General features: G+C 74.6%; 24 protein-coding genes and 1 pseudogene. 15 read left to right on the top strand and 10 right to left on the bottom strand.

Going from position 1 to position 26,639, the window contains the following annotated elements; all coding sequences use genetic code 11:
- A pseudogene (locus IEY96_RS32810) lies at positions 1-1,378 on the bottom strand (AAA family ATPase); the annotation flags it as partial.
- Between the two features lie 114 nt (positions 1,379-1,492).
- On the opposite strand from IEY96_RS32810, the gene IEY96_RS22180 reads away from it, so the two are divergent.
- On the top strand, positions 1,493-1,639 hold the full coding sequence (locus IEY96_RS22180; protein WP_229791789.1) for a hypothetical protein: 147 nt from the start codon (positions 1,493-1,495) through the stop codon (positions 1,637-1,639).
- A 9-nt stretch (positions 1,640-1,648) separates the two neighbouring features.
- Here the strand turns inward: IEY96_RS22180 and IEY96_RS22175 are convergent, their stop codons facing one another.
- Positions 1,649-2,647, bottom strand: a complete 999-nt coding sequence (locus IEY96_RS22175; protein ID WP_189196725.1) for a hypothetical protein — start codon at positions 2,645-2,647, stop codon at positions 1,649-1,651.
- A 1,014-nt stretch (positions 2,648-3,661) separates the two neighbouring features.
- Here IEY96_RS22175 and IEY96_RS32805 point away from each other — a divergent pair.
- The 5 genes from IEY96_RS32805 (at position 3,662) to IEY96_RS22150 (ending at position 9,384) form a co-directional block, all read left to right on the top strand.
- Positions 3,662-3,982: a DUF559 domain-containing protein gene (locus tag IEY96_RS32805; protein ID WP_229791788.1), complete on the top strand. Its 321-nt coding sequence runs from the start codon at positions 3,662-3,664 to the stop codon at positions 3,980-3,982.
- A gap of 161 nt (positions 3,983-4,143) precedes the next feature.
- Positions 4,144-5,076, top strand: a complete 933-nt coding sequence (locus tag IEY96_RS22165; protein WP_189196724.1) for an HNH endonuclease — start codon at positions 4,144-4,146, stop codon at positions 5,074-5,076.
- 156 nt (positions 5,077-5,232) lie between these two features.
- On the top strand, positions 5,233-8,160 hold the full coding sequence (locus IEY96_RS22160; protein ID WP_189196723.1) for a M36 family metallopeptidase: 2,928 nt from the start codon (positions 5,233-5,235) through the stop codon (positions 8,158-8,160).
- A gap of 278 nt (positions 8,161-8,438) precedes the next feature.
- Positions 8,439-8,891 (top strand): ribonuclease domain-containing protein, encoded by a 453-nt coding sequence (locus IEY96_RS22155; protein WP_189196722.1) that lies wholly within the window; start codon positions 8,439-8,441, stop codon positions 8,889-8,891.
- Positions 8,892-8,952: 61 nt separating this feature from the next.
- Positions 8,953-9,384, top strand: a complete 432-nt coding sequence (locus IEY96_RS22150) for a barstar family protein (RefSeq protein WP_189196721.1) — start codon at positions 8,953-8,955, stop codon at positions 9,382-9,384.
- A 51-nt stretch (positions 9,385-9,435) separates the two neighbouring features.
- On the opposite strand, the gene IEY96_RS22145 is transcribed toward IEY96_RS22150, so the two are convergent.
- Together IEY96_RS22145 and IEY96_RS22140 are read right to left on the bottom strand one after the other, a co-directional pair.
- Entirely contained in the window at positions 9,436-10,155 is a 720-nt protein-coding gene (locus IEY96_RS22145; protein WP_189196720.1) for an HD domain-containing protein, read from the bottom strand.
- Between the two features lie 65 nt (positions 10,156-10,220).
- Positions 10,221-10,664 (bottom strand): ATP-binding protein, encoded by a 444-nt coding sequence (locus IEY96_RS22140; protein ID WP_229791787.1) that lies wholly within the window; start codon positions 10,662-10,664, stop codon positions 10,221-10,223.
- A gap of 180 nt (positions 10,665-10,844) precedes the next feature.
- On the opposite strand from IEY96_RS22140, the gene IEY96_RS22135 reads away from it, so the two are divergent.
- On the top strand, positions 10,845-11,480 hold the full coding sequence (locus IEY96_RS22135) for a DedA family protein (RefSeq protein WP_229791786.1): 636 nt from the start codon (positions 10,845-10,847) through the stop codon (positions 11,478-11,480).
- Positions 11,481-11,643: 163 nt separating this feature from the next.
- Here the strand turns inward: IEY96_RS22135 and IEY96_RS22130 are convergent, their stop codons facing one another.
- The 6 genes from IEY96_RS22130 to IEY96_RS22105 form a co-directional block, all read right to left on the bottom strand.
- Positions 11,644-11,928 carry a hypothetical protein gene (locus IEY96_RS22130; protein WP_189196719.1) on the bottom strand — a complete coding sequence of 95 codons (285 nt, stop codon included), beginning with the start codon at positions 11,926-11,928 and terminating at the stop codon, positions 11,644-11,646.
- A 194-nt stretch (positions 11,929-12,122) separates the two neighbouring features.
- Positions 12,123-13,349 carry a Gfo/Idh/MocA family protein gene (locus tag IEY96_RS22125; protein WP_229791785.1) on the bottom strand — a complete coding sequence of 409 codons (1,227 nt, stop codon included), beginning with the start codon at positions 13,347-13,349 and terminating at the stop codon, positions 12,123-12,125.
- Positions 13,346-14,830 (bottom strand): mannitol dehydrogenase family protein, encoded by a 1,485-nt coding sequence (locus IEY96_RS22120; RefSeq protein WP_189196820.1) that lies wholly within the window; start codon positions 14,828-14,830, stop codon positions 13,346-13,348. The genes IEY96_RS22125 and IEY96_RS22120 overlap by 4 nt, the downstream gene beginning before the upstream one ends.
- Positions 14,827-16,131, bottom strand: coding sequence for an enolase C-terminal domain-like protein (locus tag IEY96_RS22115; protein WP_189196717.1), 1,305 nt, complete (start codon positions 16,129-16,131; stop codon positions 14,827-14,829). Before IEY96_RS22115 ends, IEY96_RS22120 begins: the two co-directional genes overlap by 4 nt.
- Positions 16,128-17,558, bottom strand: a complete 1,431-nt coding sequence (gene uxaC, locus IEY96_RS22110) for a glucuronate isomerase (RefSeq protein WP_189196716.1) — start codon at positions 17,556-17,558, stop codon at positions 16,128-16,130. The genes IEY96_RS22115 and uxaC overlap by 4 nt, the downstream gene beginning before the upstream one ends.
- Before the next feature lie 18 nt (positions 17,559-17,576).
- On the bottom strand, positions 17,577-18,905 hold the full coding sequence (locus IEY96_RS22105; RefSeq protein WP_189196715.1) for a Gfo/Idh/MocA family protein: 1,329 nt from the start codon (positions 18,903-18,905) through the stop codon (positions 17,577-17,579).
- Positions 18,906-19,143: 238 nt separating this feature from the next.
- On the opposite strand from IEY96_RS22105, the gene IEY96_RS22100 reads away from it, so the two are divergent.
- The 8 genes from IEY96_RS22100 to IEY96_RS22065 all read left to right on the top strand — a co-directional run bounded on the left by IEY96_RS22100 (position 19,144) and on the right by IEY96_RS22065 (position 26,638).
- Positions 19,144-20,190 carry a LacI family DNA-binding transcriptional regulator gene (locus IEY96_RS22100; protein WP_189196714.1) on the top strand — a complete coding sequence of 349 codons (1,047 nt, stop codon included), beginning with the start codon at positions 19,144-19,146 and terminating at the stop codon, positions 20,188-20,190.
- Between the two features lie 97 nt (positions 20,191-20,287).
- On the top strand, positions 20,288-21,628 hold the full coding sequence (locus IEY96_RS22095; protein ID WP_189196713.1) for an ABC transporter substrate-binding protein: 1,341 nt from the start codon (positions 20,288-20,290) through the stop codon (positions 21,626-21,628).
- 26 nt (positions 21,629-21,654) lie between these two features.
- Entirely contained in the window at positions 21,655-22,638 is a 984-nt protein-coding gene (locus tag IEY96_RS22090) for a carbohydrate ABC transporter permease (RefSeq protein ID WP_189196712.1), read from the top strand.
- Entirely contained in the window at positions 22,635-23,486 is an 852-nt protein-coding gene (locus IEY96_RS22085) for a carbohydrate ABC transporter permease (protein ID WP_189196711.1), read from the top strand. The genes IEY96_RS22090 and IEY96_RS22085 overlap by 4 nt, the downstream gene beginning before the upstream one ends.
- Positions 23,483-24,091, top strand: a complete 609-nt coding sequence (locus IEY96_RS22080) for a hypothetical protein (RefSeq protein ID WP_189196710.1) — start codon at positions 23,483-23,485, stop codon at positions 24,089-24,091. The genes IEY96_RS22085 and IEY96_RS22080 overlap by 4 nt, the downstream gene beginning before the upstream one ends.
- The gene (locus IEY96_RS22075) at positions 24,088-24,996 is read left to right on the top strand and encodes a DUF6807 domain-containing protein (protein WP_189196709.1); all 909 of its coding nucleotides are present in this window, start codon (positions 24,088-24,090) and stop codon (positions 24,994-24,996) included. The genes IEY96_RS22080 and IEY96_RS22075 overlap by 4 nt, the downstream gene beginning before the upstream one ends.
- Entirely contained in the window at positions 24,993-26,033 is a 1,041-nt protein-coding gene (locus IEY96_RS22070) for a sugar kinase (RefSeq protein WP_229791784.1), read from the top strand. Before IEY96_RS22075 ends, IEY96_RS22070 begins: the two co-directional genes overlap by 4 nt.
- Complete coding sequence (locus IEY96_RS22065) at positions 26,030-26,638, top strand: bifunctional 4-hydroxy-2-oxoglutarate aldolase/2-dehydro-3-deoxy-phosphogluconate aldolase (RefSeq protein WP_229791783.1); 609 nt, start codon at positions 26,030-26,032, stop codon at positions 26,636-26,638. Before IEY96_RS22070 ends, IEY96_RS22065 begins: the two co-directional genes overlap by 4 nt.
- Position 26,639: the final 1 nt, after the last annotated feature.

The following is a 26,639-nucleotide window of genomic DNA, read 5'->3' as shown; positions in this document are numbered from 1 at the left end:
CCAGGTCGGTGCCGCCGGCGGCGGCCAGCCGCGCCGCCGCCCGTACCGCGCTCGCCGCCTCCACCGCGGCCCGCACCCGCTCCACCGGTACGTCGCCGCCCACGAGCCGCCGCAGCCGCTGCCCGGCGCGGGCCCGCCGCCAGCGCCGCCACCAGCCGTCGCCCGCCGAGGTGGCGTCCGCCAGCGCCGACCGGACCGAGGTCAGGTCGGTGTCCGGGTCGAACAGGTGCGGGGCGTCCCGGCTCAGGGCGGGCAGCAGCGGCTGCCAGCCGGGCAGCGTGGCCGCCCGGCGTTCCTCGTCGAGAGCGGCGGCGACGCCGGCCGACACGGCCGCCACCCGGTCCCGGGCGGACGCCACGGCGGCCTCGTCGGCCCGCAGCGTGGCGTCGTCCGCCCCCGCCGCCGCGCCGCCGGCCAGGTCGGCGGCGATCGTCTCGCGGCGCTCCGCGTCGCCGAACAGCACCGGAGTCGGGCCGGGGTGCCGGCGCAGGAGCTCGCCCAGCACGTCCGCGGCGTGCACCGACTGGGTGGCCACCAGCACGGAGCCGCCCCGGTCCACGGTGTCCAGCGCGGCGGCGACCAGGGCGTGGCTCTTGCCGTTGCCGGGTGCGCCGGAGACGACCACGATTGGCTCGGTCCTGGTCCGCCGGACCACGTCGCGCTGGGCGGTGTTCAACGGCAGGGGCGACAGCACCTCCGCGTCGTCGGCCGGGACGTGCCCACCGTCGGCGGTCCGGTCGCCGTAGAGCCGGCTCAGCGCCGTGTCCGCCAGCCCGGGGCGGGCCGCCCAGCCGAGCAGGGTGTCGCGCAGCCGGCCGGCGAGCACGTCGCGGGTGGTGAAGAGCGCGGCGGCGGCGACCCCGGTGAGCGTGGCGTCGTCGATGCTGCGGGGCGGCCTCGCCAGCACCGCCTCCGGCTTCAGGCCGGCGGCCTCGGCTGCGGCGGTGATCCACGCCGTGGTGCCGGGTGCCCGGAGCCAGCCCGGCCCGGCGAGGCCCGGGGCGGCCTCCAGCCGGGCGGCGAGGTCCCGGTCCTCGATCAACGAGGTCAGCTCCAGGTCCCCGGCCGGCACGATCCGATAGCCGCGGCGGGTGCGGTCCAGGCGTGCCGGCTGGGCCAGCAGCGGCACGCGAACCCGCCGGCGGCCCCCGTCGAGGTCGGCCCCGCCGACGACGAAGGCCAGGCCCCGGCGCAGGATCCGCTCGTCGCGGTGCAGCGCGTCCAGGGCCGCCAGCCGGTCCAGCCGGGTGCCGCGCGGCCCCCGGTCGGGCTCGGGCAGCCAGATCAGCGGGCGGCCGGCGCCGGACACGTCGAAGGTCCGCTCGGCGCCGGCCGGGGCCAGCTCGGCGAGCGCGGTGAGGATCCTCGCCGCCTCCATCGCCCGCCGATTCTGCCGTACGCGCACGAGGGTGACCTGCCGCCCGTGGCATAACATCGATATCTGTGGTTCTCTGTCGAGTCGTACTCGACCACCACCGGCTGCGGCCACACCATGGTCATCGGGCACGGTGACGGCTGGCGCACCCCGCACCTGCACTACGAGCAGATCCACGACGGCAGCGTCGTCGTCTCGGTCGTCCACGGCGTCACCTGGTCCGACTACCTCAAGCGCAACCAGACCAGCACCAACAACTGCTGACCCGCTGGCTCAGGCGTCGGGCGGCCCCGGGTTGTCCGGGTCGCCCGAAGCCGGGGTGGGCCCGCCCGTGGACGCCGGTCGCTGCCCGGGCGCGGGACGCGGGGGAGGCGGTCCTGGCGGCGGCAGCAAGGGTTCGAGCGGGGTGAACTGCTCCACCGGGGAGCCCGGCCGGGGACCCCGCTGGCCCTGCTCGGCCGGACGTCGCCGCGCGCCGGCCACCCCGGACTCCCGCTGGTGAGTCGGGTGCTCCCCCCGGAGCGCGTCCGGCATGCCGTCCGCCGGCGCGGCGCCGTCCTCCGCCGCGTCCGCCGGGCGGCGCCCGCGCTGTTCCTCGGCGTACTCCGCGCGCCGGCGGTCGAGGTCACGCTTCCACTCCAGGGCGATGCGCTGGTCCCAGTACGGCTGGAGCAGCTTGCGGACCGGCTCGTCCAGGTACACGGCCACGTCCGGCTCACAGGTGAACGTGACCCCGCCGCGCTCGTAGGCCCAGGGAAGGGCGTCGTCGCCGGTCATCGCATCGTCCAGGGCGAGCGCGAACGCCCGGGGGCGATCCGGCGGGATCTCCGCGGCGCACCGGACCGCGATGCGCCGGAGCCGCTGCATTGCCTGGGGCTGGAACTGCTCGACGTACCAGCCGAAGAGTTCCGGCCGCGCCTCGTCGGAGGACCAGGTGAAGGTGGCGCGGACGACGAAGTGGTAGACCTGCCCCTGCGCCGGCACCAGCAGGGTCGGTGCCACCCGCCGGTCGACGATCGTCACCGGTGAGGACTCGGGCTCCGACCACCGCAACTGGTCCAGCACGGGCCGGGCGGCCGTCCACAACCGCTTCGCCCCGCGCCGCGTCGCCGCCCAGAGTTCCCGGCCACGGGTGAGCCACTGCTCCCACGGGTCCGGCGCCGGTACCCCGCCCCGGCGGCCCTCGACGCTCTGACCGCGGCCGGCGCCGGGGCTGCCGTCGTCCGTCTCGCCCGCGCGGGAGCCGCCGTCTTCGCCGGGCGTCCCGGTCATCACACCCCTCCCCGGTCGAGCAGCCGAGCATCGTACGGCCACGCCGGTACGGGGTCGGTGCAGCCGTTCGAGGGGTGTGCGGAGACGCCAGGCCGGCCCCCGCCGTCCCACGCTAACAAGCCGGCGCAGCGGTGCACGGCAGCCGCGCGGGCAAGCGCCATCGGCCCGGACCGGCGCGCGGTTGCTGGCCGCCATGATCGCTGACGGACCGGTGACAGGACACGCCGACGACACGGCACCCGACCCGCCAACGATCAGGGCGGCCCTAGCGCATGGCGGGGGCCGCGTGGGGGTTGTCCACAGTGCGAGGGCTCTGCACAGGTGGTGGTTGGGGTTGTTGGGGGAGACGGCCTTGGGGCGTCAGGGTCGGGGTGTGAATTCGGTGCTTCGGGAGCTGGTGGAGCGGGGCGGTGGGCTGGTGACCCGTGCGGTGGCCGAGCAGGTCGTGCCGGAGTGGACGCTGAGCCAGGCGTGCGGCAGTGGTGACCTGGTGCGGGTGCTGCCCGAGGTGTTCGTGGCGGCGCACCTGCTGAAGGGTCGACCGGAACCTCCCAACGGCCCCGCGACCATCGGCCGGCTCGACCCTGCCGTGGGCCTTCGCGCGGCCCACCTGTGGGCCGACGGGCGGGGCGTGCTCAGCCACCTCAGCGCGCTCGCGATCTGGGGAATACGCCGGCCGCGGGCCGGCGACCTGTTGCACCTGAGCGCCCCGGCCGGCGCGGGCATCCGCAGCCGGCCCGGGGTGGCGGTGCACCGGCGTCAGGGCCTCCTCCTCGAGCCGCCGCACGTGGTGGTCCGGCGGGGCCTCACCGTGACCCGGCTCGAACAGGCCCTCGTCGACTCCTGGCCGATGCTGCCGTCCGGCGAGCGGCGAGCACCGGTGATCAAGGCGGTCAACGACCGGCTCGCCACGGCCCAGCGGCTGGTGGAGGCCCTGGGGACCGTGCCCAAGCTGCCTGATCGGGGAGCGCTCCGCAAGCTGCTGGCGCGGCTCGGCGAGGCTGCCGCAGCCCGTTGGAGATCTGGGGACACGAGCACGTCTTCACCGGCCCGGCAATGCCGGCCTTCCGCCGCCAGGTGCGGGTACGCGTCGGGCGCCGCACCATGTACCTGGACCTGTTCGCCGAGCGGGAGCGCGTCAACATCGAACTCGACGGCGCCACCACGCACGGCGACCCGCGGCAGCGGGAGATCGACCTGCGTCGGGACGCGCTGCTGGCGACCGTGGGCATCCTGGTGGTCCGCTTCACCCACCGTCGCCTCGTTCACGACACCGACGAGGTGCGCCGGGAAACCCTGGCCATCCTCGCCCACCGGGCGGCCGCGATTGGCTGAGGGCGCAGCGTACGTGCGGCTCAAGCCCTAGCGATGCCACCGGCTGGGTCGGGAATTCCGCCCGGAGGCAAGCCCGTCCGTCAATTCGCGCCGCTTCTACCGGTTCGACGTCGCCCTTTCGGGGGTGGCCGAGAGGATCAAGGTCATGCACGCTTACCGGTGTGCGGACCTTCGTCGGAGTGACAGACGAGAAGTGGTACCGGTTTCTAGCCGCGCGGCCCACCCTGACGGAGGTCAACTTCTGGCGGCCCTCCGGCGGGGCCTTCCGCGCTCTTACACCTGGCGAACCCTTCTTCTTCAAGGCGCACCACCCACTCAACCAAATAGTCGGCGGGGGCTTCTTCAGCGGCTTCACACAGTTGCGCATCTCAGAAGCATGGGAGTTGTTCGGTGAGGCGAACGGTGTCGGCAGCCTGGACGAGATGCGCCAAAGCGTCGGCAGATACCGAAAGCAGCCGATCGGACTCGACGAAGACCCCGTCATCGGCTGTATTTTCGTCCGGGACAGTGTCTTCTTCCCCGATGGTTCGACTGCTGGCCCGCCTCCGGGTTTCGCGTCCAACGTGGTGCAGGGGAAGACGTACAACCTCGCTGATCCGTTGGTAGCCAGCTACTTCGATCTGTTGCTGCATCGACTGTTAGGCGTGACGGTCGAGCTGGATGACAGTGAGCCCTGGCACCGGCCCGGTCCGGTTTACGGCGACCCACGTCTGGTGCCTCAACGCCTCGGTCAGCAGTCCTTCAAGGCGGTGGTTCTCGGTGCCTACGGGCGACGGTGTGCAATCACCGGCAACAAGGTTCAGCCGGTGTTGCAAGCAGCTCACATTCGACCGCTCCCTCAGGGTGGGGAGCACCGGATTGACAACGGTCTGCTGCTGAAGTCGGACGTCCACATCCTGTTCGACAGGGGATACCTCGGAGTCGACCCGAAGTACCGGTTGATGGTGAGCCCTCGGCTGCGTAGCGAGTTCGGAAACGGTGACCAGTTCTATGCCAAGGCCGGCACCACCATTGCCGTGCCGGACCGGCGGAGCGACAGACCCAGCGCCGAGTACCTCGAGTGGCACCTGGACACGGTCTTCAAAGCCGCCTGACCCTGCAGAGCAGCGAGCCCACGCGTCTGCTCGTGCGTCGGCGGCAGGAAATATCATTCAGATACCTCCATCTGTGGATGTTCGGCCGGTGTTGACTGTCCTGTTGAGCTGGTCGGATGGCGGGACGGACATCGCCGTTCGACGACAGGAGGGACCGTGCGCACACCATCGCGTGCGACGACGGGGGCCACCGCGCTGCTACTCGCGGCCGGGCTGGTCCTGACCGCAGGAGCTGGCGGCCAGGCGGCACCCCGGAACGAGATTCCGACCCAGGCGCCGCCCGGCCACCTGCCGGGCGACAGCCACGACAGCAAGACCACAGACAACCGGAAGGGACGGGCCGCGCCGACCGACCGCCAGAAGGACCGGGCCGCCGCGCTCGGCGCCCGGGTCCGCTGGACCGACTTCGGTACGCCGGCCATGCTCACCGCGACGGGCCGGCCGCTCGCCACCGGCCTGCCCGCCGACCCGGCCGCCGCCGCGCGGGCGTACGTGGCCACGAACCGGGACGTGCTGGGGCTGACCGCCGAGGGCGCCGCCGCGCTGGAGCAGCTGACCGTGGCGCCGATGGGGGACGGCGCGACCGTGCTGTTCCGGCAGCGCTTCGGCGACCTGCCGGCCGCGGTCGACGGCATGCTGGCCGTCGGCGTCCGCGACGGGGTGGTCTGGCACGTCAGCTCGTCCCTGGCCCGCGACGGCGGGACGCCCGCCCCGGCCGCGATCAGCGCCGACCAGGCACGACGGGCCGCGGCGACCGACGCCGGTCTGACCGACCCGACCGTCCTGCGTACCTCGCTGGTGGCGGTGCCGACCGCGGACCGGGGGCCGCGGGCGGCGTACGAGGTGGTCCTCGGCGCGGACGTCACCGGGGCGGACCCGGCGGCCTTCGCCACCTACGTGGACGCCCGTGACGGCAGCGTGCTGGTCCGCGAGGACCTGGTCGACCACGACGTGGACAACCCGTCGTGGGAGGTCTTCCCGAATTCCCCGTCGGTCGACAAGTCCTCCACCGACACCCGGGTGCGCTGGTGCGCCGGACCGGCGGCAGGCTGCGACGAGGTGGTCGGCGTGCCCGGGCACCCTGCGTGGGACGTGGACCCGGCCACCGGGACGTCGACCACCACGACGAGGGGCAACAACGCCATCGCCGTGCAGAACTGGTTCAGCAACGACCCGTTCAGCGTGGGCACCGAGACGGCCACGCCGCGCCCCGATCGCAATTACGCGTATCCCTGGACCAACCAGTGGTACGAGCAGAAGTGCAGCCCGGACACCTTCACCTCGCCGCAGGCCAACGACATCGACGCGGCGCGGGCCAACCTGTTCGCCATGCACAACCGGATGCACGACTGGTCCTACCACCTGGGCTTCACCGAGGCGACCTGGAACATGCAGCGGGACAACCTCGGCCGCGGCGCGCTGGGCAACGACCCGGAGCAGGGCAACGCGCAGGCCGGCGGCGTCAGCGGCGGCCCGCCGACCTTCGCGGCCCGCAACAACGCCAACCAGATCACCCCGCCGGACGGCATCGCCCCGACCACCAACATGTACCTGTGGCAGCCGAGCGCGGGCTCGTTCTACGCGCCCTGCGTCGACGGCGACTTCGACATGTCGGTCATCGCCCACGAGTACGGCCACGCCGTCAGCGGCCGCATGATCGCCGGGCCGAACGCCGGGGTCAGCTCCCCGCAGGGGATGAGCGAGAGCTGGTCGGACCAGCTCGCCATGGAGTACCTGTACGAGCACGGGTACGCGGCGCCGGGCCGGAAGGGCTTCACCATCGGCGAGTACACCACCGGCGACCCGAACGCGGGCATCCGCAACTACAACATGAGCGACAGCCCGCTCAACTACAGCGCCATCGACTACGACTTCGTCGGCCTCCAGGTGCACGCCTCCGGTGAGGTCTGGAGCGCGACCAACGCCGACATCCGGGCGGCCATGATGGCCCGGTACGGCGCCGGCGACGCGGCCCTGCAGAAGTCCTGCGCCGACGGGGCGACGCCGGTGACCGCCTGCCCGGGCAACCGGCGCTGGATCCAGCTGGTCTTCGACTCGTTCCTGCTGATGGCGGTCAGCCAGGTCAGCATGGTCGACGCCCGGGACGCGATGCTCGCCGCGGACCGGATCCGCTTCGGCGGGGCCAACCAGGACCTGCTCTGGAACGCGTTCGCCGTCCGGGGCCTCGGTGAGACCGCGGCCAGCGTGGGCAACACCGACGTCAACCCGACGCCCGGCTTCACCTCCCCGCACGCGAACGAGGCGGTGCTGCGCTTCCGGCCGGTGGACGACGAGGTCGTGCCGGGGGCGCAACTGTTCGTGGGCCGCTACCAGGCGCGCGCAGTGCCGGTCGCGGACACCGACGCGGCCACCCCGCTGACCGACGAGGTGCGCCTCGTTCCGGGCACGTACGAGTTCGTGGTCCGGGCGCCGGGCTACGGGCACGTCCGGGTCGGCCCGGTGACCGTGAAGGCCGGCCAGGTCCGCGACCTGCCGGTCAGGCTGCGCCGCAACCTCGCCTCGACCGCCGCCGGCGCGACGGTCGGCGGGGACGGGGTCAACCTGGCGCGGGTCGCCGACGACGACGAGGCCACCAACTGGGCCTCGCTGGGCGCGCCGGTCGCCGGCCGGCAGGTCACCGTCGACCTGGCCGGCGGTACGCAGCAGGTCCGCCGGGTGCAGGTCAGCGCGATGCTGCGCCCGCCGGTGGCGGGCGACGCGGACGCCGGCACCCAGAGCCGGTTCTCCGCGCTGCGCCAGTTCCGGGTCCTCGCCTGCACGGCGGGGGACGGGGTGAGCTGTGCCGACGCGGCGGACTACCGGGTGGTCTACACCAGCCCGGCGGACGCCTTCCCGTCGGTGGCGCCCCGGCCCCGGGCCCCGGAGCTGATCGTCCGGTCCTTCGACATCCCGCGGACCGACGCGACCCACCTGCGGGTCGAGGTGCTGACCAACCAGTGCACCGGCGCGCCGGACTACGCCGGTGAGCAGGACGCCGACCCGCGGGCGGCGACCGACTGCGCCACCGCCAGCCCGCAGGCGCAGAACGTGCGGATCGCCGAGTTCCAGGCGTTCGCGCAGTAGGTGAGGTGGGTGCGGGCGGGGTGACGCCCGCCCGCACCCCTTGCCAGGCATCGTCAGGCATCACTGCATCTATCGGCGGGCGCCGCCCGGATCGGCTGCTGACCCGGCCGGGGTCGGGCTGCGCGGGTTGCCCCGCCACGGCCGATCATCGAGCGTTCACCCGGCATTCGGGGCACGGTCGCCGCGCGGGTCTGTACGCCGGGGAGGATCACCGCCAGACTGGGCGCGATCGGACAACGACACCGGTCGATGTTGTCGCCCAGTTCGGGGAGGATCCCTTGACCACGCTCGCGACCCCGCTCCGCTCCACCGGCGCCCGCGTACGCCGGGCCCTCGCTGCCTGCGCCCTGCTCACCGCCATTGTCGCCGCCGCGCTCGTCGGCCCGCCGGCGGTCTCCACCCGGCTCGCCGAGCCGGCCCAGGCCGCCGTCTACAGCTCCTGCACGATGACCCGCTGCGCGGACGCCCGCACCGCGCGCTCGGGCTGGTCCGCCAAGAGCTTCCCGACCAGCCGCGGCTGGTACTCCTGGAGCGGCGGCCTGTGCAACTTCGCCGGCGGCCGGTTCTACAACTACGAGGGGCAGCTCCCCACCAACGCCACCTACTACGAGTACGACGTCTACCCGCGCGCCTGCGGCGCCGCCCGGGACGCGTACCGGATCGTGGTCAACAAGAGCACCGGGGCGACCTGGTTCTCGCCCGACCACTACGCCAACTTCTACCGGCTCTGACAGGCGTCGGGGCGGGTCGGGCCGGCGGGCCCGACCCGCGTCGACCGGAAAGGATCGACCGATGGGCGCAGCGTCCCCGCACCCGCCGGCCTGGCTCGTCCTCGACGCCGGGCCGGAGCCCGAGCCGGCCGGGGTGCCGCTGGCCGGGACGGCCGGCCGGACCCGCGCCGGCCTGTACGAGGCGCTGGCCGACGCCCTGCCCCTGCCGGCGTGGTTCGGGCGCAACTGGGACGCCCTCGCCGACGTGCTGGCCGACCGGCTCGACGCCGGCCCGCTGACCCTCGTCGTCCGGGACGCGGCGGACCTGCTCGCCGACGAGCCGCCCGCCCAGCTCGGCACCCTGCTCGACGTGCTCGGCGGGGTGGCCGCCGGCGGACACCGGTCGCTGCGCGTGGTGCTGCGCGACCACCCCGACCGGCTGTCGGCGCTGCGGGACCGGATCACCGCCGCCCTGGGCGGCCGGGTCGGCGCCCCACCCGCGGACGCAGGCTGACCAGGCGGGCCGCGTCGGCGCCCGTCCCCGGGCGCGAGCTGGGCTGGCCGGTCAGTTCGGCTGGTCGAGGATCGCGCTGAACCGCTCCTCGGCCAGGTCGAGCTGGGCGAAGATGTGCCGCTTCACGGGCGCCGACAGCGGCGTGTCCGGCCGGGCGATGAGGTCACGGAAGACCGGCACCAGCGGCCGGTACTTGGCCGCCGAGCGGGCCACCTTCGGCCCGACCGTGTGGATCACACCCACCCCGTTGTCGGTGAAGTCCGACACCTTGATCACCCGGGCCCAGGGCTCCCGGTCGAGGCTCGCCGCCACGTGTTCCCGGTACTGGACGTGCCGGTCGCGCCCCGGGTCGTACGCCGGGTTGGTGACCGCCCCGACCAGCCGGGCAACCCGCGGACCGAACCGCGCGGCCAGCGCGGCCAGCGCCGCGGGTGTCGGGTCGTCGGAAGCGTCCGGGCCGGCCAGTTCCGCCGGGTGGTCCTCCACGGTGTCGTGCAGCAGGCCCGCCACGATCACGTCCACGTCCCGCACCTGATAGTGGTGCATCATCCGGATCGCCACCCGGAGCAGGTGGTTCAGGTACGGCTCGCGCACCCGCCGGTCCTCCCGGTGCAGCTCGGCGGCGAGGTCGAGGGCGGCGGTGAGCCGCTCCCGGGCGGGCTCGTCGAACGCCTCGACCTCCAGCCGGAAGCGGGCCAGCAGGCCCGGCTCGCCGTGGATCTCGGTGATCGCGTGCATCGGCATGGTCGCCAGGTACGCCGGGAACTCCATGCGTCCCTTATAGCTGATCTTCACCAGGGAGCGTGGCCCCCGGTCGGCCTCCCGACCGTATCCGGTCAGGTTCCGGTGAGCCGCTTGACCAGGCGGACCGTGGTGCCCTCCGGGGTGCCGGCGATGCTCACCTCGTCCATCACGCGGTCCATGATCGTCCGTCCCCGGCCCCGGTCGCCGGGGTCGCCGTCCGCGTCCGCCCGCCAGCCGCCGCTGTCGCGTACCTCGATCACCAGGTGGTCGTCGCGCAGTTCGGCGCGGAGCGTGGTGATCCCCTCGGGCGCGAAGCGGTAGCCGTGCTCGATGGCGTTGGCGCACGCCTCGCCGGTGGCGATCAGCACCGTCTCGATGTCGTAGTCGCCCACCCGGTGGGCGCGCAACCAGCCGCGCAGCCGCTCGCGGGTGGAGGCGAGCCGGCCCGGGTCGGCGGGCAGGTCGACGGTGAAGACCGGGGCCGTCCCGGCCGGGTCGTCGCCCGGCACCAGCCCGGCGGCTGTCCCACCCTCCACGTCCGGTCCCCCGTCCCGCGCACCTCCCGGGCCTGGGCGCCCGTCGTCACCGTCCCGTCCTGTCCGTCATTGTCCCCGGTCCGGGCCTGCGGTATTCCTCGACCCGGCGGTTGGTTTCGACCGGATGTCCGATCCCCCGGCCGGGCCCGGCGCCGGCGGCCCGCGAGTCACAATCGGCGGGTGGACCGGGTGCTGGACCTGTTGGTGGCGCTGCCGCCCGCGCTGGTGCTGGTGCTCGTGTTCCTGCTGCCGGCGCTGGAGGCGTCGACGTTTCTCGGGCTGCTCGTGCCGGGCGAGATCGCGGTGCTGGTCGGCGGGGTGCTGGCCCACGAGGGGCGGCTGCCGCTCTGGGCCGTGATCCTCGCGGCGGTCGCCGGCGCGGCCCTCGGCGACCAGGTCGGCTATCTGGTGGGCCGCCGGTACGGCCGGCGGCTGCTGGCCCGCACGCCCCGCCGGTTCGTCCGCTCCGGGGAGCTGTCGCGGGCGCTGGACCTGGTCCGCCGCCGGGGCGCCGGCGCGGTGGTGCTCGGCCGGTGGGCGGCCGCGCTGCGCGCCCTGGTGCCCGGGCTGGCCGGGATGAGCGGCCTCCCGCGCCGCGCGTTCACCGTGGCGAACCTGGCCGGGGGCGCGCTGTGGGCGGTGACCGTGGCACTGCTCGGCTACCTGGCCGGGGCGTCGTTCCGGCTGCTGGAGCGGCGGCTCGGCTGGGGCGGCGAGGCGCTGCTCGCCCTCGTGGTGCTGGTGGTGGCGGTGCGGGTGGTCCGGGCCCGGCGGGCCGCCCGCCGCGAACGGGCGCACGCCGCCGGACCCCGCTGACCGCGCCGGTGGTCCGAGCCGGCGGGAAGCGTGGTCGTGGGTCACATGGGGAAGACGGTCCAGAGCCAGTCGCGGAGCCCTGCCGTCCGATGCCGGCGGTGGTGGTTCGCCGGGCCGTTGCACAGTCCGGCGCGGTGCTGGTCCCGCTGCCGGTGCGGCGCGCTCATCGCGCCGAGGTGGTCACGCCCTCTCTTTTGATCATGGCTTCGATGGTCGCAGGGCCGCCGGCGAGCGGCAACGGGATTACCGGCCGGGCCGGCGCGAGGGCGGCGCCGTCCACCACGACGTCGTCGAAGACCGCGCTGGCGTACGCGGTGACCAGCACGATCCGGCCGGCCGCGTACGTGGTGTCGGTGCCGGCGGCGATCTGCGCGGCCGGCGCGGAGGCGGCGCCGGTGACCACGAGCGCGGCGGTGAGGAGCGCGGCGGCCGCTGCTGTTCTACGCATGACTCTTACCGTCCTGTCAGCTTTTGGTGGCCGATATCTGTGACGGTAAAGTCGTTGTTTTATATGAGTCAATGTGTATTGTGTGCAGGTTTGTTGCAGTAAAGAAATACGTGGTTAATTGCCCCGACCGGTGCCGGTCGGGAAGGCGGGCTTCTGTCCGGATCGCCCGGACCCGGCCCTGCCGGGGGTTTGCACTACCGTTGCGGCGCCTCCCCGTCGGGCAGCTCGATCCGGTACGGCGGCACCGCCCACGGCACCCCCGACTCCGACGGCAGCGCCCCGGACCCGGCGGCCCGGCGCAGCACCGCGTCGACGCCCCGGAGCACCCGTACCCGCTGTGGTCCGTCACCCTCGCCGCGCACCAGCGCGCCGCCGAGCAGGGTCGGCTTCGGCGCGTCCCGCAGCGCCGCCACGATCGCCGTGAACGGCGCGGTACGCGCCAGCGGCGCGATCAGCGGGGTGCCGGCCGCCCGGTGGTCGAGCAGGTTCTCCAGCAGCCCGCGCCGGCCGGGCACCGCGCGCAGAGCAGGGTCGCCGGGCAGCCGCAGCCGGTCGGTCGGGTACTCCAGCACGGCCCGGCCCCGGTTGCCGGTGACGTGCACCTCGCCGGCGATGTGCTCCTCGCCGGCCAGGGTGACCGCGGCCAGTACGGGCGGCCCGGTCCGCGGCGTCACCCGCAGCACGGCGGTGTCGTCCACCTCGATGGGCCGCACCCGGTAGCGCTCCACCTCGATCCGGGCCGGCCGGACCGGCGTGCCGCTCGCCGCCTCGGCGACGGCGAGGCACTGCATCACGGCGTGCGCCAGGGGGTTGGCCAGGGCCCCGTCGAGCGCGGGCCGACCGTCGACGCTCCGCCGGCCGGCCCAGGGGGAGCGGGCGTAGTAGGCGTCGGGTCGCTGCCAGGCCGCCACGGTGGCCACGGCCGCGATCGTGCCGAGCCGTCCGGCGGCCAGCGCGGCGGTCAGCTCGGCCAGGGCCGCCGAGCCGAGCGCCTGGAAGCCGACCTGCACGGCCCGGCCGGCGTCCGCCGCGGCCTCGGCGAGCCGCCGGTGTTCGGCCAGGTCGAGCACCGGTGGCTTCTCCAGCAGCAGGTCCGCCCCGGCCGCGAGGGCGTCGAGGGCGATCGGCAGGTGGGTGTGCGGCGGGGTGCAGACCACCACCACGTCGGGGCGTACGGCGGCGAGCATGGCCCGGTGGTCGGTGAAGGTCCGCGCCCCGGGCGGGACCGGGGCGGCCGGTTCGTCCTCCAACGGGCGGACGTCGACCAGGCCGACCAGGCGTACCCGGCCGGCGGCGTGCAGCGGGGCGATGGCCCGCCGGTGCCAGCGCCCGTGCCCGTTCGCGCCGACCAGCGCGACCGTGGGCGGGTGCGCCGGACCCGCCCCGGCCTCGCCGCGCCGCGCGCCGACCGGGCCGGTCACGCCGCACCGGCCAGGGTGGCCCGCACGCCGTGCCGCTCCAGGTCGGTCAGCCATCCGGTCACGTCGGCCCGGACCTCGTCGTCGGCGGCCAGGTCGGCGGGGAAGACCTCACGAAGGGCGAAGAGCGCGTCGACCACCCCGGCCGGGGTGCCCGGGGCGGTGGCGAGGGCGGCGCGGATCCGGTCGGCGAGCGGGTCGTCCAGCGGCAGCGGGCGGCCGTCGTCGGCGTGCCCGAGCAGGAAGCGCAGCCAGGCCGCGACGACCAGGGCGGCCCAGCGGGCCGGGCGGCCGGCGGCGCGCAGGTCGGCGACGGTGTGCAGCACCCGCTGCGGCAGCTTCTGCGAACCGTCCATGGCGATCTGGAGGGTGCGGTGCCGGATCGCCGGGTTGGCGAACCGGGCGAGCACCTCCTCCCCGTACGCGGGCACGGAGACGCCGGGCGGCGGGGTGAAGCTGGCCGCCACGTCCTCGGCGACCAGCCGGCGCAGCACGGCGTCCAGCCGCGGCAGCGCCAGGGTCTCGGCGACGGTCTCCGCGCCGGCCAGGGCCCCCAGGTACGCCGTGGCCGAGTGCACCCCGTTGAGGGTGCGCAGCTTCAGCCGCTCCCACGGGCCGGCGTCGCCGGTGAGCACCGCCCCGGCCTGCTCCCAGGCCGGCCGCCCGCCGGGGAAGTCGTCCTCGACCACCCACTGGGAGTACGGCTCGGCGGCCACCGCCGCCAGGTCGGTCACGCCGAGCACCCGCCGGGCCGTGGCCAGGGTGTCCGGGGTGGGGGCCGGCACGATCCGGTCGACCATGGTGCCCGGGAACGTCACCTGCCGCTCGATCCAGCCGGCCGGCCCGTCGGGCACCCGGGCCAGCGCGAGCGCCTGGGTCACCAGGCCCCGCAGCCGGCGGCCGTTGGCCGGCAGGTTGTCGCAGCTGACGAGCGCGACCGGGCCGGCGTCGGCGGCGGCCCGGGCGAGCAGCCCGCGGACCAGCAGCCCCGGCACGGTTCGCGGCGGCCGGTCGGTGGTGAGGTCGGCGACCAGGTCCGGGTCGGCGCGCAGCGCGCCGGTGACCGGGTCGAGCTGGTACGCCTTCTCGGTCACGGTCAGCGTCACCACCCGGATCGCCGGGTCGGCGAGCAGGCGCACCACGGCGGCCGGATCACCGGCCGCGTGGCGTACGCCGGCCAGGGCGCCGACCACCCGCGTGGCCGCGCCCTCGGCGGCCAGGGTGGTGACGCTGAACAGGGCGTCCTGCGCGGCGAGCGCGTCGACCACGGCGGTGCTGCGCGGGGCGACCCCGACGATGCCCCAGTCCCCGCCGGCCGCGCCGACCGCCGCCTCGGTGTGCACGGCCTGGTGGGCGCGGTGGAAGGCGCCGAGTCCGAGGTGCACGATGCCGGCCGGCACGGTGCCGGGGCGCAGCAGCGGCCGGCACTCGACGGGCAGCCGGCGCAGGGTGGCCAGCCCGAGCCGGTCGGCGCCGACGCTCATCGCCACGCCGGCCCGTCCGGGAAGCGGAACTCGGCGATGGACGCCGGCCGCATGGTGCTGCTGTAGCCGGGCGCCGTGGGCAGCAGGTAGCGCCCGCCGCGGGTGCGGACCGGGTCGACGAAGTGCTCGTGCAGGTGGTCGACGTACTCGACCATCCGGCCGTCGAGGCTGGCGCCGACCCGGAGGTAGTCGAAGATCGCCAGGTGCTGGACGTACTCGCAGAGGCCGACGCCGCCGGCGTGTGGGCAGACCGGCACGCCGAACTTGGCCGCCATGAGCAGCTCGGCGAGGACCTCGTCGACCCCGCCGACCCGGCAGGCGTCGACCTGCATGACGCCGATCGCCCCGGCCTGGAGGAGTTGCTTGAAGATCACCCGGTTGGCGGCCACCTCGCCGGTGGCGACCCGGCACCGCCCGCCGGTCAGCTCGGTGACCGCGCGGGCGATCCGGGCGTGGCCGAGCACGTCGTCGGCGTGCGTCGGCTCCTCGATCCAGTACGGGTCCACCTCGGCCAGCGCGGTCATCGCGGTGATCGCCTGGTCGACGTCCCAGACCTGGTTCGCGTCCATCATGAGCAGCGCGTCCGGGCCGATCTCGGCGCGGATGGCCCGGGCCCGGCGCAGGTCGTCGTCGAGCGGGCCGCCGACCTTCATCTTCATGGCCCGCCAGCCGTCGGCGTACGCGGCGCGGGTCAGCGCCCGCACCTTGTCGTCCGGGTAGCCGAGCCAGCCGACGGAGGTGGTGTACGAGGGGAAGCCGTCCCGCTCCAGCGTGGCGAGCCGGTCGGCGAGCCCGTCGCGTCCCTTGTCGAGGATGGCGGCGGCCTCGTCGGGGGTGAGCGCGTCGGTGATGTGGTGGAAGTCGACGGTGGCCACGAGGTCGTCGGTGGGCAGTTCGGCGAGGAACCGCCACATCGGCTTGCCGGCCAGCTTGGCGCGCAGGTCCCAGACGGCGTTGACCAGCGCGCCGGCCGCCATGTGGATGACGCCCTTCTCCGGGCCGAGCCAGCGCAGCTGCACGTCGGCGGTGAGCGAGCGCCAGAACGCCACCGGCTCGGCGGCGATCTCCGCGACGCTCCGGCCGCGTACGTGGTGGGCCAGGGCCCGCACGGCGGCGCAGGTGATCTCGTTGCCCCGGCCGTTGGTGAAGGTGAACCCGGCTCCGGTGGGACCGCCGTCGGTGGCCAGCTCCACGTAGGTGGCCGAGTAGTCGCCCCGGTTGATGGCGTCCGAACCGTCGCCGCTGGCCGCGGTGGGGAACCGGACGTCGTGCACGTGCACGTCGGTGATGGTCACGCTCACAGCTTCTCCCCGAACTTGAAGACCCGCTTGGGCAGTCGGTACGCCAGGTCGACGATGGTCTCGGCGGCCTCGTCCAGGGGCAGCCGGTGCTCGGCCACCAGGCGGGCCAGGTAGCCGGCGTCGACGCGGCGGGCCACGTCGTGGCGTACCGGGATGGAGCAGAACGCGCGGGTGTCGTCGACGAACCCGGCAGTGTTGTAGAAGCCTGCCGTCTCGGTGACCGCCTCCCGGAACCGGCGCAGCACCTCGGGCGAGTCGAGGAACCACCAGGGCGCGCCGAGGTGCAGGGCCGCGTACCCGCCGGCGAGCGGGGCGAGTTCCCGGGTGAAGGTGTCCTCGTCCAGGGTGTAGAGCACCACCCGTAGCCGCGGGTCGTTGCCGTACGCGTCGAGCAGCGGGGCCAGGCCGTGCACGTACTCGGTGGCCTGCGGCACGTCGCCGCCGACGTCCCGGCCGTGCCGGGCGTACAGCCAGCGGTTGTGGTTGCGCACGGCCCCCGGGTGCAGCTGCATGACGAGGCCGTCGTCGAGCGACATCCGGGCGAACTCCAGCAGCATGTGCGCCCGGAACGCCTCCGCGTCGGCGGCGTCGGCCCGCCCGCGCCGGCCCCGGTCGTAGAGCGCCGCCGCCTCCGCCGGGTCGAGAGCGAGGGTACGGGCGGTGGGGTGCCCGTGGTCCGTGGAGGTGGCGCCCGCCGCGATGAACGCCGCCCGGCGCCGCCGCAGCGCGGCCAGGTAGCCGGCGTACGTGCCGGTGTCCTCGCCGGAGACCTCGGCGAGCCGGTCCACGTTGGCCGACCAGTTGTCGAACTCCATGTCCACCACGTCGTCGGGGCGGAACGTGGTGACCACCCGGCCGCCCGGCCCGCCCCAGCCGTCGGCGGCGAGCTTGGCGTGCTGGCCGAGGTCGTCCAGCGGCGACTCGGTGGTGGCGAGCACCTCGATGCCGAAGCGCTCGAACAGCGCCCGGGGCCGGAACCCCGGTTCGGCGAGGCGCGCGGCCAGCTCGTCGTAGACCGCGTCGGCGGTGGCCGGGGAGAGCACGGTGGCCACCCCGAACACGTCGCGGAAGGTCTGCTCCAGCCAGAGCCGGGACGGGGTGCCGCGGAACAGGTGCCAGTGGGCGGCGAAGCGGCGCCAGATGGTGCGCCCGTCGGTCTCCACCGGGCTGCCGTCCACGCTGGGCACGCCGAGGTCGGCCGGCGGCACCCCCTGGCTGAGCAGCATCCGGGTGAGGTAGTGGTCGGGCACGATGAGCAGCCGGGCCGGATCGGGGAACGGGCGGTCCTCGGCCAGCAGGGCCGGGTCGACGTGCCCGTGCGGGGAGATGATCGGCTGCTCGGCCGCCAGGGCGTACAGCTCGCGGGCGAGGGCGCGCTGGCCGGGTTCGGCGGGCAGGAGCAGGTCGCTGCGGGAGACGGTCGGCACGGGGGCGTGACTCCTCGGTCAGGGGAGGGTGAGCAGGTCGGCGACGCGGACGGGGGCGCCGGTGTCCAGCGAGCGGTTGGCGGCCAGCCCGGTGACCAGGGCGAGCGCCCCGTCGTACGCGGTGGCCGCCCGACCGAGCGGGTCGGGCTCGCCGCCGAGCAGCACCCGGGTCATCCGGGCGTCCGCGCCGCCGTGGCCCTGCCGGGTCCAGCCGTCGACGGGTACGTCCACGGGCGGCGCCCAGAACGGCCGCAGGGTGAGCCGTGCCGCGCCGTGCTCGGCCGCCGCCTCGCCGCCGTGCAGGGCCGCGCCCTTGAGCGCGCCGGCCTCGGCGGGGGAGACGTGGTCGCTCTCGGTGACGTCGAGTTCGAGGCGGCCCCGGCTGCCGTTGACCATCACCCGGTAGCCCTCCCACGGGGCGTACGCGGTCAGGTGGTAGGTCATGGTCGCGCCGGTGGAGTAGCGGGCCAGCACGGCGAGGTCGTCCTCGATGGTGACGCCGGGGGCGAAGACGTTGCGGTCGCGCTGGTAGCCGTCCTCGGCCTCGGCGTCCAGGTAGAGCTCGCGCAGCCGGGGGTGCTCGGCCAGCCGCAGCGCGAACGGGTCGTCGGCGGCGGCGGGGGAGCCGTGCGCCCGGTCGTAGTCGCGGGCGTAGCCGTGCCGGCGGCCGGGCTCGCCGTAGAAGAACAGCCTGCCGGCCGCGTGCACCTCGACCGGGCGGGCGTCCAGCCACCAGTTGACCAGGTCGAAGTGGTGGCCGGCCTTGTGCACGAGCAGGCCGCCCGAGGTGGCCTTGTCCCGATGCCAGCGGCGGAAGTAGTCGGCGCCGTGGCGGACGTCGAGCAGCCACTCGAAGTGCACCGAGCCGATCTCGCCGACCGCCCCGTCGGCGAGCAGCCGGCGGACCTGTTCGTGCAGCGGGTTGTAGCGGTAGTTGAACGCGACGGTGACCCGGCGCCCGGTCTCGGCCACCGCGTCGAGGATCCGCCGGCAGCGGGGCGCGTCGACGGTCATCGGCTTCTCGGTGACCACGTCGCAGCCGGCCCGCAGGGCGGCCGTCACGTACTCGTCGTGGGTGAGGTCCACGCTGGTCACCAGCACCACGTCGACCCGCTCCTTGGCCAGCATGGCGGTGAAGTCGGCGGCCCGGTACGTGGGCACCGGGGGGTGGCCCAGCTCGGCCAGCCAGCGGTTGTGCGCGTCCATCCGCGCCTGGTTGACGTCGGCGAGGGCGACCAGTTCGGCGGTGTCGGCGTGGTCGAGGGCGAGCGCGCGGACGAACATCTCGGCCCTGGCCCCGGTGCCGACCAGGGCGTGCCGGACCCGTTCCCGGGCGGGTGGTGACATGGCGTCGGCCTCCCCGGAGAGCTGCAAAGGTTTGCAGTGAAGTAACCACGCCGGCCGAGACCGCGTCAACGATCGATGCCAAACCGGTTACCTATATCCGCTTCTGTGGCGCAAAGAATGGGTGATGGGAGCGGTACCGCAATCGATCCGCAACAGACTCCCGTTGACATGGGAGCAACCGTTTGCATTAATTGGCGGCACCCCCGTGACCGTCACCACATTGGACGAGGAGCCCGCCGTGCCAGCCACCATCCGGGACGTCGCGCGGGCCTCGGGCGTCCACATCTCCACCGTGTCCCGCACGTTCTCGGCCCCGCACCTGGTCAACCCGGAGACCCGGGTCCGGGTGCTGGCCTGCGCGGAGGACCTCGGCTACCGGCCGAACCGGGCCGCCCGCGCCCTCATCACGGGCCGTACGCACAACATCGGCCTGATCGTCGCCGACATCGCCAACCCGTTCTTCCCGCCCCTGATCAAGGCGGCCGAGGGGCAGGCGCGGCACCGCGACTACCACGTCTTCGTGGCCGACACCAACGAGGACCAGGCCGCCGAGGAGGAGCTGGTCCACGCCCTGGCAAAGCAGGTCGACGGGGTGCTGCTGTGCAGCCCCCGGATGAGCAACAGCCTCATCGAGCAGGTCAGCCGGGAGGTCCCGGTGGTGGTGATAAACCGTCAGGTCGCCGGCCTGCCCTGCGTGATGATGGACGTCGGCCAGGGTGCCCGGCTGGCCATCGAGCACCTGCTCGGCCTGGGCCACCGGCGGATCGCGCTGCTCGGCGGTCCGCGCGGCTCGTGGACGAACCGGGAGATCCGCCGGGCCGCCGTGGCCGCGGCCCGGGCCGGCGGCGCGGAGCTGACCGTCCTGGGCCCCAACCACCCCACCGAGACCGGTGGTGGCGCCGTGGCGGACCAGGTCCGCCGCAGCGGCGTCACCGCGGTGCTCGCCTACAACGACCTCATGGCGATCGGCCTCATCGAAGGGCTCGACGCGCTCGGGCTCCGGGTCCCGCAGGACGTGAGCGTCGTCGGCGTCGACGACATCGCGCTGAGCCGGCTGACCCGACCCAAGTTGACGACGGTGGCCACGCCGACCGCGGCCGCCGGCCGGACGGCCGTCGACATGCTGCTGCAACACGACTCCGACGCGCCCCGCGGCGCCCGGGGCCGGGGCGCATCGGCCGGCGACCATCGCACCACCGCACAGGTAATGCTCCAGACCGAACTGGTCGTCCGCGACTCGACCGGGCCCGTCCCACCGCCCGGCCGGGACGGCACCGGCGCCTGACGTGGTGGCCCGGGCCCGCATCGCCGTGCGGACCCGGGCGACCCGTGGACGGCCGCCGGTGACGTCGTCGCCTCCCACAGCCGAGGAGTGAGCGCAGATGCACCCCGCAACGTCCCCCACCGCCGGCGTGCCCGCCGGGCGGAATCACCGTACCCCCCTGACCCGACGTCGATTCGTGCGCGGCCTGGCCGCCGTCGCGCTGGCCGCGCCACTCGCCCTGGGCGCCGCCGCCTGCGGCGGCGACGAGGCCGGTGACGACGGCCCGGTCAAGCTCTCGGTCTTCTGGTGGGGCGGCGACGCCCGGGCCAAGCTCACCGAGGACGCCCTGGCCCTCTACACGAAGAAGCACCCCGAGGTGACCTTCGAGAAGACCTGGCAGGCCAACCAGGGCTACTTCGACAAGCTCGCCACGCTGACCGCCGGGGGCAACCCGCCCGACCTGTTCCAGATCGACGACAACTACCTCGCCGAGTACGCCGGCCGCAGCACCACCCTGGACCTGACCAGCTTCAAGGACTCCGGCAAGCTCGACGTGTCGAAGTTCCCCAAGAGCCTCTGGCAGTACGGCGTGGTCGACGGCAAGCTCGCGGGCGTGGCCGCCGGGGAGAACACCCAGGGACTGGTCTACAACAGGACGCTGCTGCAGAAGCACGGCCTGCCCGAGCCGACCACCGGGATGACCTGGGAGCAGCACATCGCCTGGGCCGAGCAGGTGGCGAAGAAGACGAAGGTGCCCGGCACCCAGGACCCGAGCGCCGACTACAAGGCGTTCTGGGTCTGGCTGCGCCAGCAGGGCAAGGACCTCTACAACGGCACGGAACTCGGGTTCACCGCCGACGACGTGACGAAGTGGTTCGAGCTGTGGAAGGGCGCCCGGGACCGGGGCGCCACCCCCACCCCGGACGTGATCCACGAGGGCAACGCCACCGACATCACCAAGCAGCTCGTGGTCACCGGCAAGGCGGCGACCTCCTGGGTCTGGGCCAACCAGATGCCGGACCTGAAGAAGAACACCAAGGACGAGCTGGGGGTGGTCGCGTACCCGGGCGACCCGAGCGCCCAGTGGGCCCGGGCCTCGATGTACTGGTCGGTGTTGAAGGGCAGCAAGCACAGGGACGTCGCCGTCGACGTGATCAACTTCCTGACCAACGACCCGGAAGCGGTCGCCCTGCTCGGCACCGACCGCGGCCTGCCGTCCAACCTCGACCTGCGCGCCAAGGTCAGCGAGACCGCCACCGACCCGGCCATGAAGCAGTCCATCCAGGTCGAGTCCGACCTCGCGCAGAAGTTCGGCGAGTCGCCGCAGGTGCCGATCAAGGGGCACAGCAAGGTGCGGTCCGAGCTGACCAAGGCCGCCGAGAACGCCCAGTACGGCCGGGCCACCCCCGCCCAGGCGGCCGAGCAGTTCCTGGCCGCCTGCAAGTCCGCGATCGGCTGACCGCGCCGACGGAAAGGAGCCGGCCCGTGGCCCTCACCACGGCGCCCGACCGGACCGGACGCGCCGGACCGGCCGGCCCCCGCCGCACGCGGCGCGGGGCCGGCCGGGCCCGGCTCGGCGAAGGTCTGGCGGGGTACGTCTTCCTCTCGCCCTGGCTCATCGGACTGATGGGCGTCACGGCGATCCCCATGCTGCTCTCGCTCTGGCTGAGCTTCACCGACTACGACATCCTCACCCCGCTGGCCGAGGTGCGCTGGGTGGGGCTGGCCAACTACGAGCGGATGTTCACCGGCGACCCGTCGTACTGGCACGCCGTGCGGGTGACCCTGACCTTCGCGCTGGTGGCCGTGCCCCTCAAGCTGGCCGCGGCGCTCGGCGTGGCGCTGCTGCTCAACCGGGCGTGGCGCGGCGTCGGGCTGTTCCGCGGCCTGTTCTACCTGCCGTCGCTGCTCGGCGGCAGCGTGGCGCTGGCCATCGTCTGGGTGAACATGTTCAACCGGGACGGCGCGTTCAACTCGTTCCTCGCCCTGTTCGGCATCGAGGGGCTGCCCTGGGTCAGCGACCCCGACTGGGCCCTCGAGACGCTCATGGTGCTGGCCGTCTGGCAGTTCGGCGCACCCATGGTGATCTTCCTGGCCGGGCTCAAGCAGGTCCCCGCCGAGCTGTACGAGGCGGCGGCCGTCGACGGCGCCGGCACCTGGCGGCGGTTCCGGGCGGTCACCCTGCCGATGCTCTCCCCGGTGATCTTCTTCAACCTGGTGCTGGAGACCATCCACGGCTTCCAGGGCTTCACCGCCGCCTTCGTGCTCAGCAACGGCACCGGCGGCCCGGTCGACTCCACCCTCATGTACACGCTCAAGCTCTACATCTCCGGCTTCACCGACCTGGAGATGGGCTACGCCTCCGCGATGGCCTGGGTGTTCCTGGTCGCCATCGCGCTCATCACGGCCGTCTTCTTCAGCACCGGCCGGTTCTGGGTGCACTACTCGGACGGGGAGGAGGACCGATGACGGGAGTCGCCCCCGCACGCCGGCAGGCCGTGCGCCTGCTGGTGCTGGTCGTGATCGTCGCGGTGGTGCTCTACCCGCTGGTCTGGATGGTCGGCACCTCGGTGAAGAGCCAGGCGGAGATCGTCAACAACGTCGGGCTGCTGCCCGAGCGGTTCACCCCGGGCAACTACGCCGACGGGTGGACCAACTTCGACGTCGGCTTCGGCCGGTTCTTCCTGAACAGCGCGATGGTCAGCCTGCTCACCGTGGTCGGCAACGCGCTGTCCTGCCTGCTCGCCGCGTACGCCCTGGGGCGGCTGCGGTTCCGGTTGCGCCGGGTCTGGTTCACCGTCATGATCGGCACCCTGCTGCTGCCCGGGCACGTGCTCATCGTGCCGCAGTACATCCTGTTCCGCAGCCTCGGCCTGGTCGGCGGCGACTGGCCGTACCTGCCGCTGCTCATCCCGCACTTCCTGGCCACCGAGGCGTTCTTCGTCTTCCTCATGGTGCAGTTCATGCGGGGCATCCCGCGCGAGCTGGACGAGGCCGCCAAGATCGACGGAGCGTCCCCGTACGGCGTCTTCCGGCACGTCATCCTGCCGCTGAGCCGCCCCGCGCTGGTCACCACCGCGATCTTCTCCTTCATCTGGACCTGGAACGACTTCTTCCGGCAGCTGGTCTTTCTGTCCAACCTGGACGACTACACGGTGCCCGTGGCGCTGACGCTGTTCATCGACTCCACCAGCCAGAGCGCCGTCGGCCCGATGTTCGCCATGTCGGTGCTGTCCCTGCTGCCGGTGTTCCTGTTCTTCCTCGCCTTCCAGCGGATGCTGGTCGAGGGCATCAACACCAGCGGGCTCAAGGGATGAGCGCCGAGCCGGCCCGCCGGGACTGGCGGGACACCGCGCGCGAGGCGAGCGACCTGGCACTGCTCGGCTTCGCCGTCGCCCTGGCCGCGCTGCCGCTGCTCACCCTGGCCCCGGCGGTCGCCACGGCCAGCGCCGCGCTGCACGACCGGGGCGTCACCGGCAGCTGGCCGGTGGCGCGGACCACGCTCGCCCGGTTCGGCCGGGCGCTCCCCGCCGGGCTGGCGGTCAGCGCCGTCGGGCTCGCCGTGGCCGGCGCGCTCGCCGCCGACCTGCTCGCCCTGGCCGGCGGCCGCGTCCCCGGCGGCGGGCCCGCCACGGCCCTCACCGCCGCGGTCACCGCCGCCCTGCTCGGGTACGCCGGCCTGGTCGCCGTCACCGTCGGACGCACCGGCGGCCGGGGCTGGCGGGCGGCGGCCCGGGGCGCGGCCGGCACCTGCGCGCAGCGGCCCGCCACCTGGGCCGCCGCCACCGGGGTGTGCTGCCTGGCCGGGCTGCTCGCCGTGCTGGTCACCCCGGTCGCCGTGCCGATCCTCGCCGGCTACACCCTGGCCGCCCTGCACGCGGTCGCCGCCCGCCGCGCGCTCACCCGCCCGGAGGCGCCGTGACCGCCGACAACCGCGCCGGCGCCGAGCCCGCCCCCGACGCCGCCGGGCACGCTGCCGACCACGACGAGCCGCGCCTGGTCGTGGCCGGCGTCGAGGTGGCCCGCTACGTGGTCCGGCCCGACCTGGATCCGCGTCACGGGCCGCGGCCGTACCTGCACCCGGTGCGGACCCTGGCCGGCACACCGGTCACCGACGCGCTGCCCGCCGACCACGTCTGGCACCTGGGCGCCTCCCTCGCGGTGCAGGACGTCGACGGCGCCAACCTCTGGGGCGGGCGCACCTACGTCCGGAACGCCGGCTACACCTGGCGGGACGACCACGGCGTCATCGCGCACACCGGCTGGCGGCACCGGGCCGCCGACCGGCTCGACCACGATCTGGAGTGGCGGGACCGGGCCGGCCGGCCGCTGCTGCGCGAACACCGCCGGCTCACCGCCACGCCGGCCGGCCCCGACGCCTGGTGGCTCGACGTCGACGCCACCCTCACCGCCGCCACCGGGCGGGACGTGCACCTGGGCAGCCCGGCCACCAACGGCCGCCCCGGCGGCGCCGGCTACGGCGGCTTCTTCTGGCGGGCCGTCGCGGCGGGGGAGCCCGAGGTGTTCACCGGGGACGCCGAGGGGGAGGAGGCGGTCAACGGCGCGACCGCGGAGTGGCTGGCGCTCACCGGCGTCGGGCCGGGCGGCGGGGCGTACACCCTGGTCTTCACCGGGCTCGGGCCCGGCGACCGGTGGTTCACGCGGACGGCCCTGTACCCGGGCGTCTGCGTCGCGTACGCCTTCGACCGGCCGGCCGTGGTCGCGGCCGGACACCCCCGGCGCAACCGGCACCGGGTGCTGGTCGCCGACGGCCGGCTGGACCGCGCGGAAGTGGCGGCCCGGCTCGCCCCGGCGGTGGCCGGGTGACCGGCCCGGAGGTGGCCTGCGTCGGCGAGACCATGGTGGTGCTCGCCCCGGCCGACCCGACCCCGCTGGAGCACGCCGACCGGCTCGCCGTCGGAGTCGGCGGCGCCGAGTCCAACGTGGCCATGGGGCTGGCCCGGCTCGGCCACCGGGCCGCCTGGGTGAGCCGGGTCGGCGACGACCCGTTCGGCCGCCGGGTGCTCCGCGAGGTCGCCGCCGCCGGGGTGGACACCAGCCTGGTCACCGTCGACCCGGCAGCGCCCACCGGCGTCTACGTCAAGGACCCCGGCCCGGACGGCACCCGGGTGCACTACCACCGGGCCGGCTCGGCCGCATCCCGGCTGACCGCCCGCGCCCTCGACGACCCGCGGCTGGCCGGGGTGCGGCTGCTGCACCTCACCGGGATCACCCCGGCGCTCTCCCGCGGTTGCCGCGACCTGGTGGCGCACGCGCTCACCGCCCGCCCGTTGCCCGCCGCCCGGATCAGCTTCGACGTCAACCACCGGCCCCGGCTCTGGCCGGCACGCCGGGCCGCCCCGGTGCTGCGCGACCTGGCCGACCGGGCCGACGTGGTGCTGGTCGGGCTGGACGAGGCGGCCGTCCTCTGGGGCGTCACCACGCCGGCCGCCGTCCGCGCGCTGCTGCCCGGGCCGGACCTCGTCGTGGTCAAGGACGGGCCGGTCGGCGCGACGGCGCTGCCGCGTACCGGGGCGGGGGCGTTCGTGCCGGCGCTGCCGGCGCGGGTGCGCGAGCCGGTCGGGGCGGGGGACGCCTTCGCCGCCGGCTTCCTGGCCGGGCTGCTGCGCGGCCTCGACCTGCCGGCCTGCCTACGGCTCGGGCATCTCACCGCGGTCCCGGCACTGGCCGCCGCCGGCGACACCGCGCCGCCGCCCGACCCGGCCTGGACGGCCTGGGCGCTGGCGCTGTCCGACGCGCAGTGGGCCACCCTCGTGCCCGGTTTGCGGTCGGGGCAGCCCGACGGCGCGCGCACGGTGCAGAATGCGGCCGGCAGTGGCCACGGTGGAGGGAGCACACGGTGAGCGGGCACGACTTCGCACAAATCTTCGGCCCCGCGCGGGTGATGGTGATCCTGCGCGACCTGCCGCCCGACGAGACCGTCCGGCTCGCCGAGCGCGCCTGGGACGTCGGCATCGACGTGGTGGAGGTGCCGATCCGCACCCCCGACGCGGTTCTCGCGCTGCGCGCCGCCGTGGACGCCGGCCGGCGGCGGGACCGCCTCGTGGGCGCCGGCACCGTCCGCACCCCCGCCCAGGTCCGGCAGGCCGCCGGCGCGGGAGCCGCGTTCACCGTCGCCCCCGGGCTGGACCTCGCGGTCGCCGACGCGGCGGTCAGCTACGGCATCCCGCACCTGCCCGGCGTGGCCACACCCACCGAGGCGCAGCGGGCCCTCGACCACGGCCTGGTCTGGTTGAAGGCGTTCCCGGCGGTCAGCCTCGGCCCGGCCTGGTTCCGGGCGGTCGCCGGGCCGCTGCCCGAGGCACGGTTCGTGGCCACCGGCGGGATCGACGCCGACAACGCGGGCGATTTCCTGGCCGCCGGGGCGCGGGTGGTGGCGGTCGGGTCGGCGCTGGCCGATCCCCGGCAGCTCCCGCGCCTCGCCGCCCTCGCCGCCGACCCGGGCTGAC

This window comes from Micromonospora fulviviridis (assembly GCF_014648395.1).
GTDB lineage: Bacteria > Actinomycetota > Actinomycetes > Mycobacteriales > Micromonosporaceae > Micromonospora > Micromonospora fulviviridis.
The sequence above is the reverse complement of the archived record's forward strand: the minus strand, read 5'-3'. Positions and strand labels throughout refer to the sequence as shown.

Excerpts from the sequence above, each read along its gene's own strand:
- IEY96_RS22180 (WP_229791789.1), top strand. The coding sequence starts at position 1,493 with ATGGTCATCGGGCACGGTGACGGCTGGCGCACCCCGCACCTGCACTAC.
- IEY96_RS22175 (WP_189196725.1), bottom strand. The coding sequence starts at position 2,647 with ATGACCGGGACGCCCGGCGAAGACGGCGGCTCCCGCGCGGGCGAGACG.
- IEY96_RS22150 (WP_189196721.1), top strand. The coding sequence starts at position 8,953 with ATGGGCGCAGCGTCCCCGCACCCGCCGGCCTGGCTCGTCCTCGACGCC.
- IEY96_RS22145 (WP_189196720.1), bottom strand. The coding sequence starts at position 10,155 with ATGGAGTTCCCGGCGTACCTGGCGACCATGCCGATGCACGCGATCACC.
- IEY96_RS22130 (WP_189196719.1), bottom strand. The coding sequence starts at position 11,928 with ATGCGTAGAACAGCAGCGGCCGCCGCGCTCCTCACCGCCGCGCTCGTG.
- IEY96_RS22120 (WP_189196820.1), bottom strand. The coding sequence starts at position 14,830 with ATGAGCGTCGGCGCCGACCGGCTCGGGCTGGCCACCCTGCGCCGGCTG.
- IEY96_RS22105 (WP_189196715.1), bottom strand. The coding sequence starts at position 18,905 with ATGTCACCACCCGCCCGGGAACGGGTCCGGCACGCCCTGGTCGGCACC.
- IEY96_RS22095 (WP_189196713.1), top strand. The coding sequence starts at position 20,288 with ATGCACCCCGCAACGTCCCCCACCGCCGGCGTGCCCGCCGGGCGGAAT.
- IEY96_RS22085 (WP_189196711.1), top strand. The coding sequence starts at position 22,635 with ATGACGGGAGTCGCCCCCGCACGCCGGCAGGCCGTGCGCCTGCTGGTG.
- IEY96_RS22080 (WP_189196710.1), top strand. The coding sequence starts at position 23,483 with ATGAGCGCCGAGCCGGCCCGCCGGGACTGGCGGGACACCGCGCGCGAG.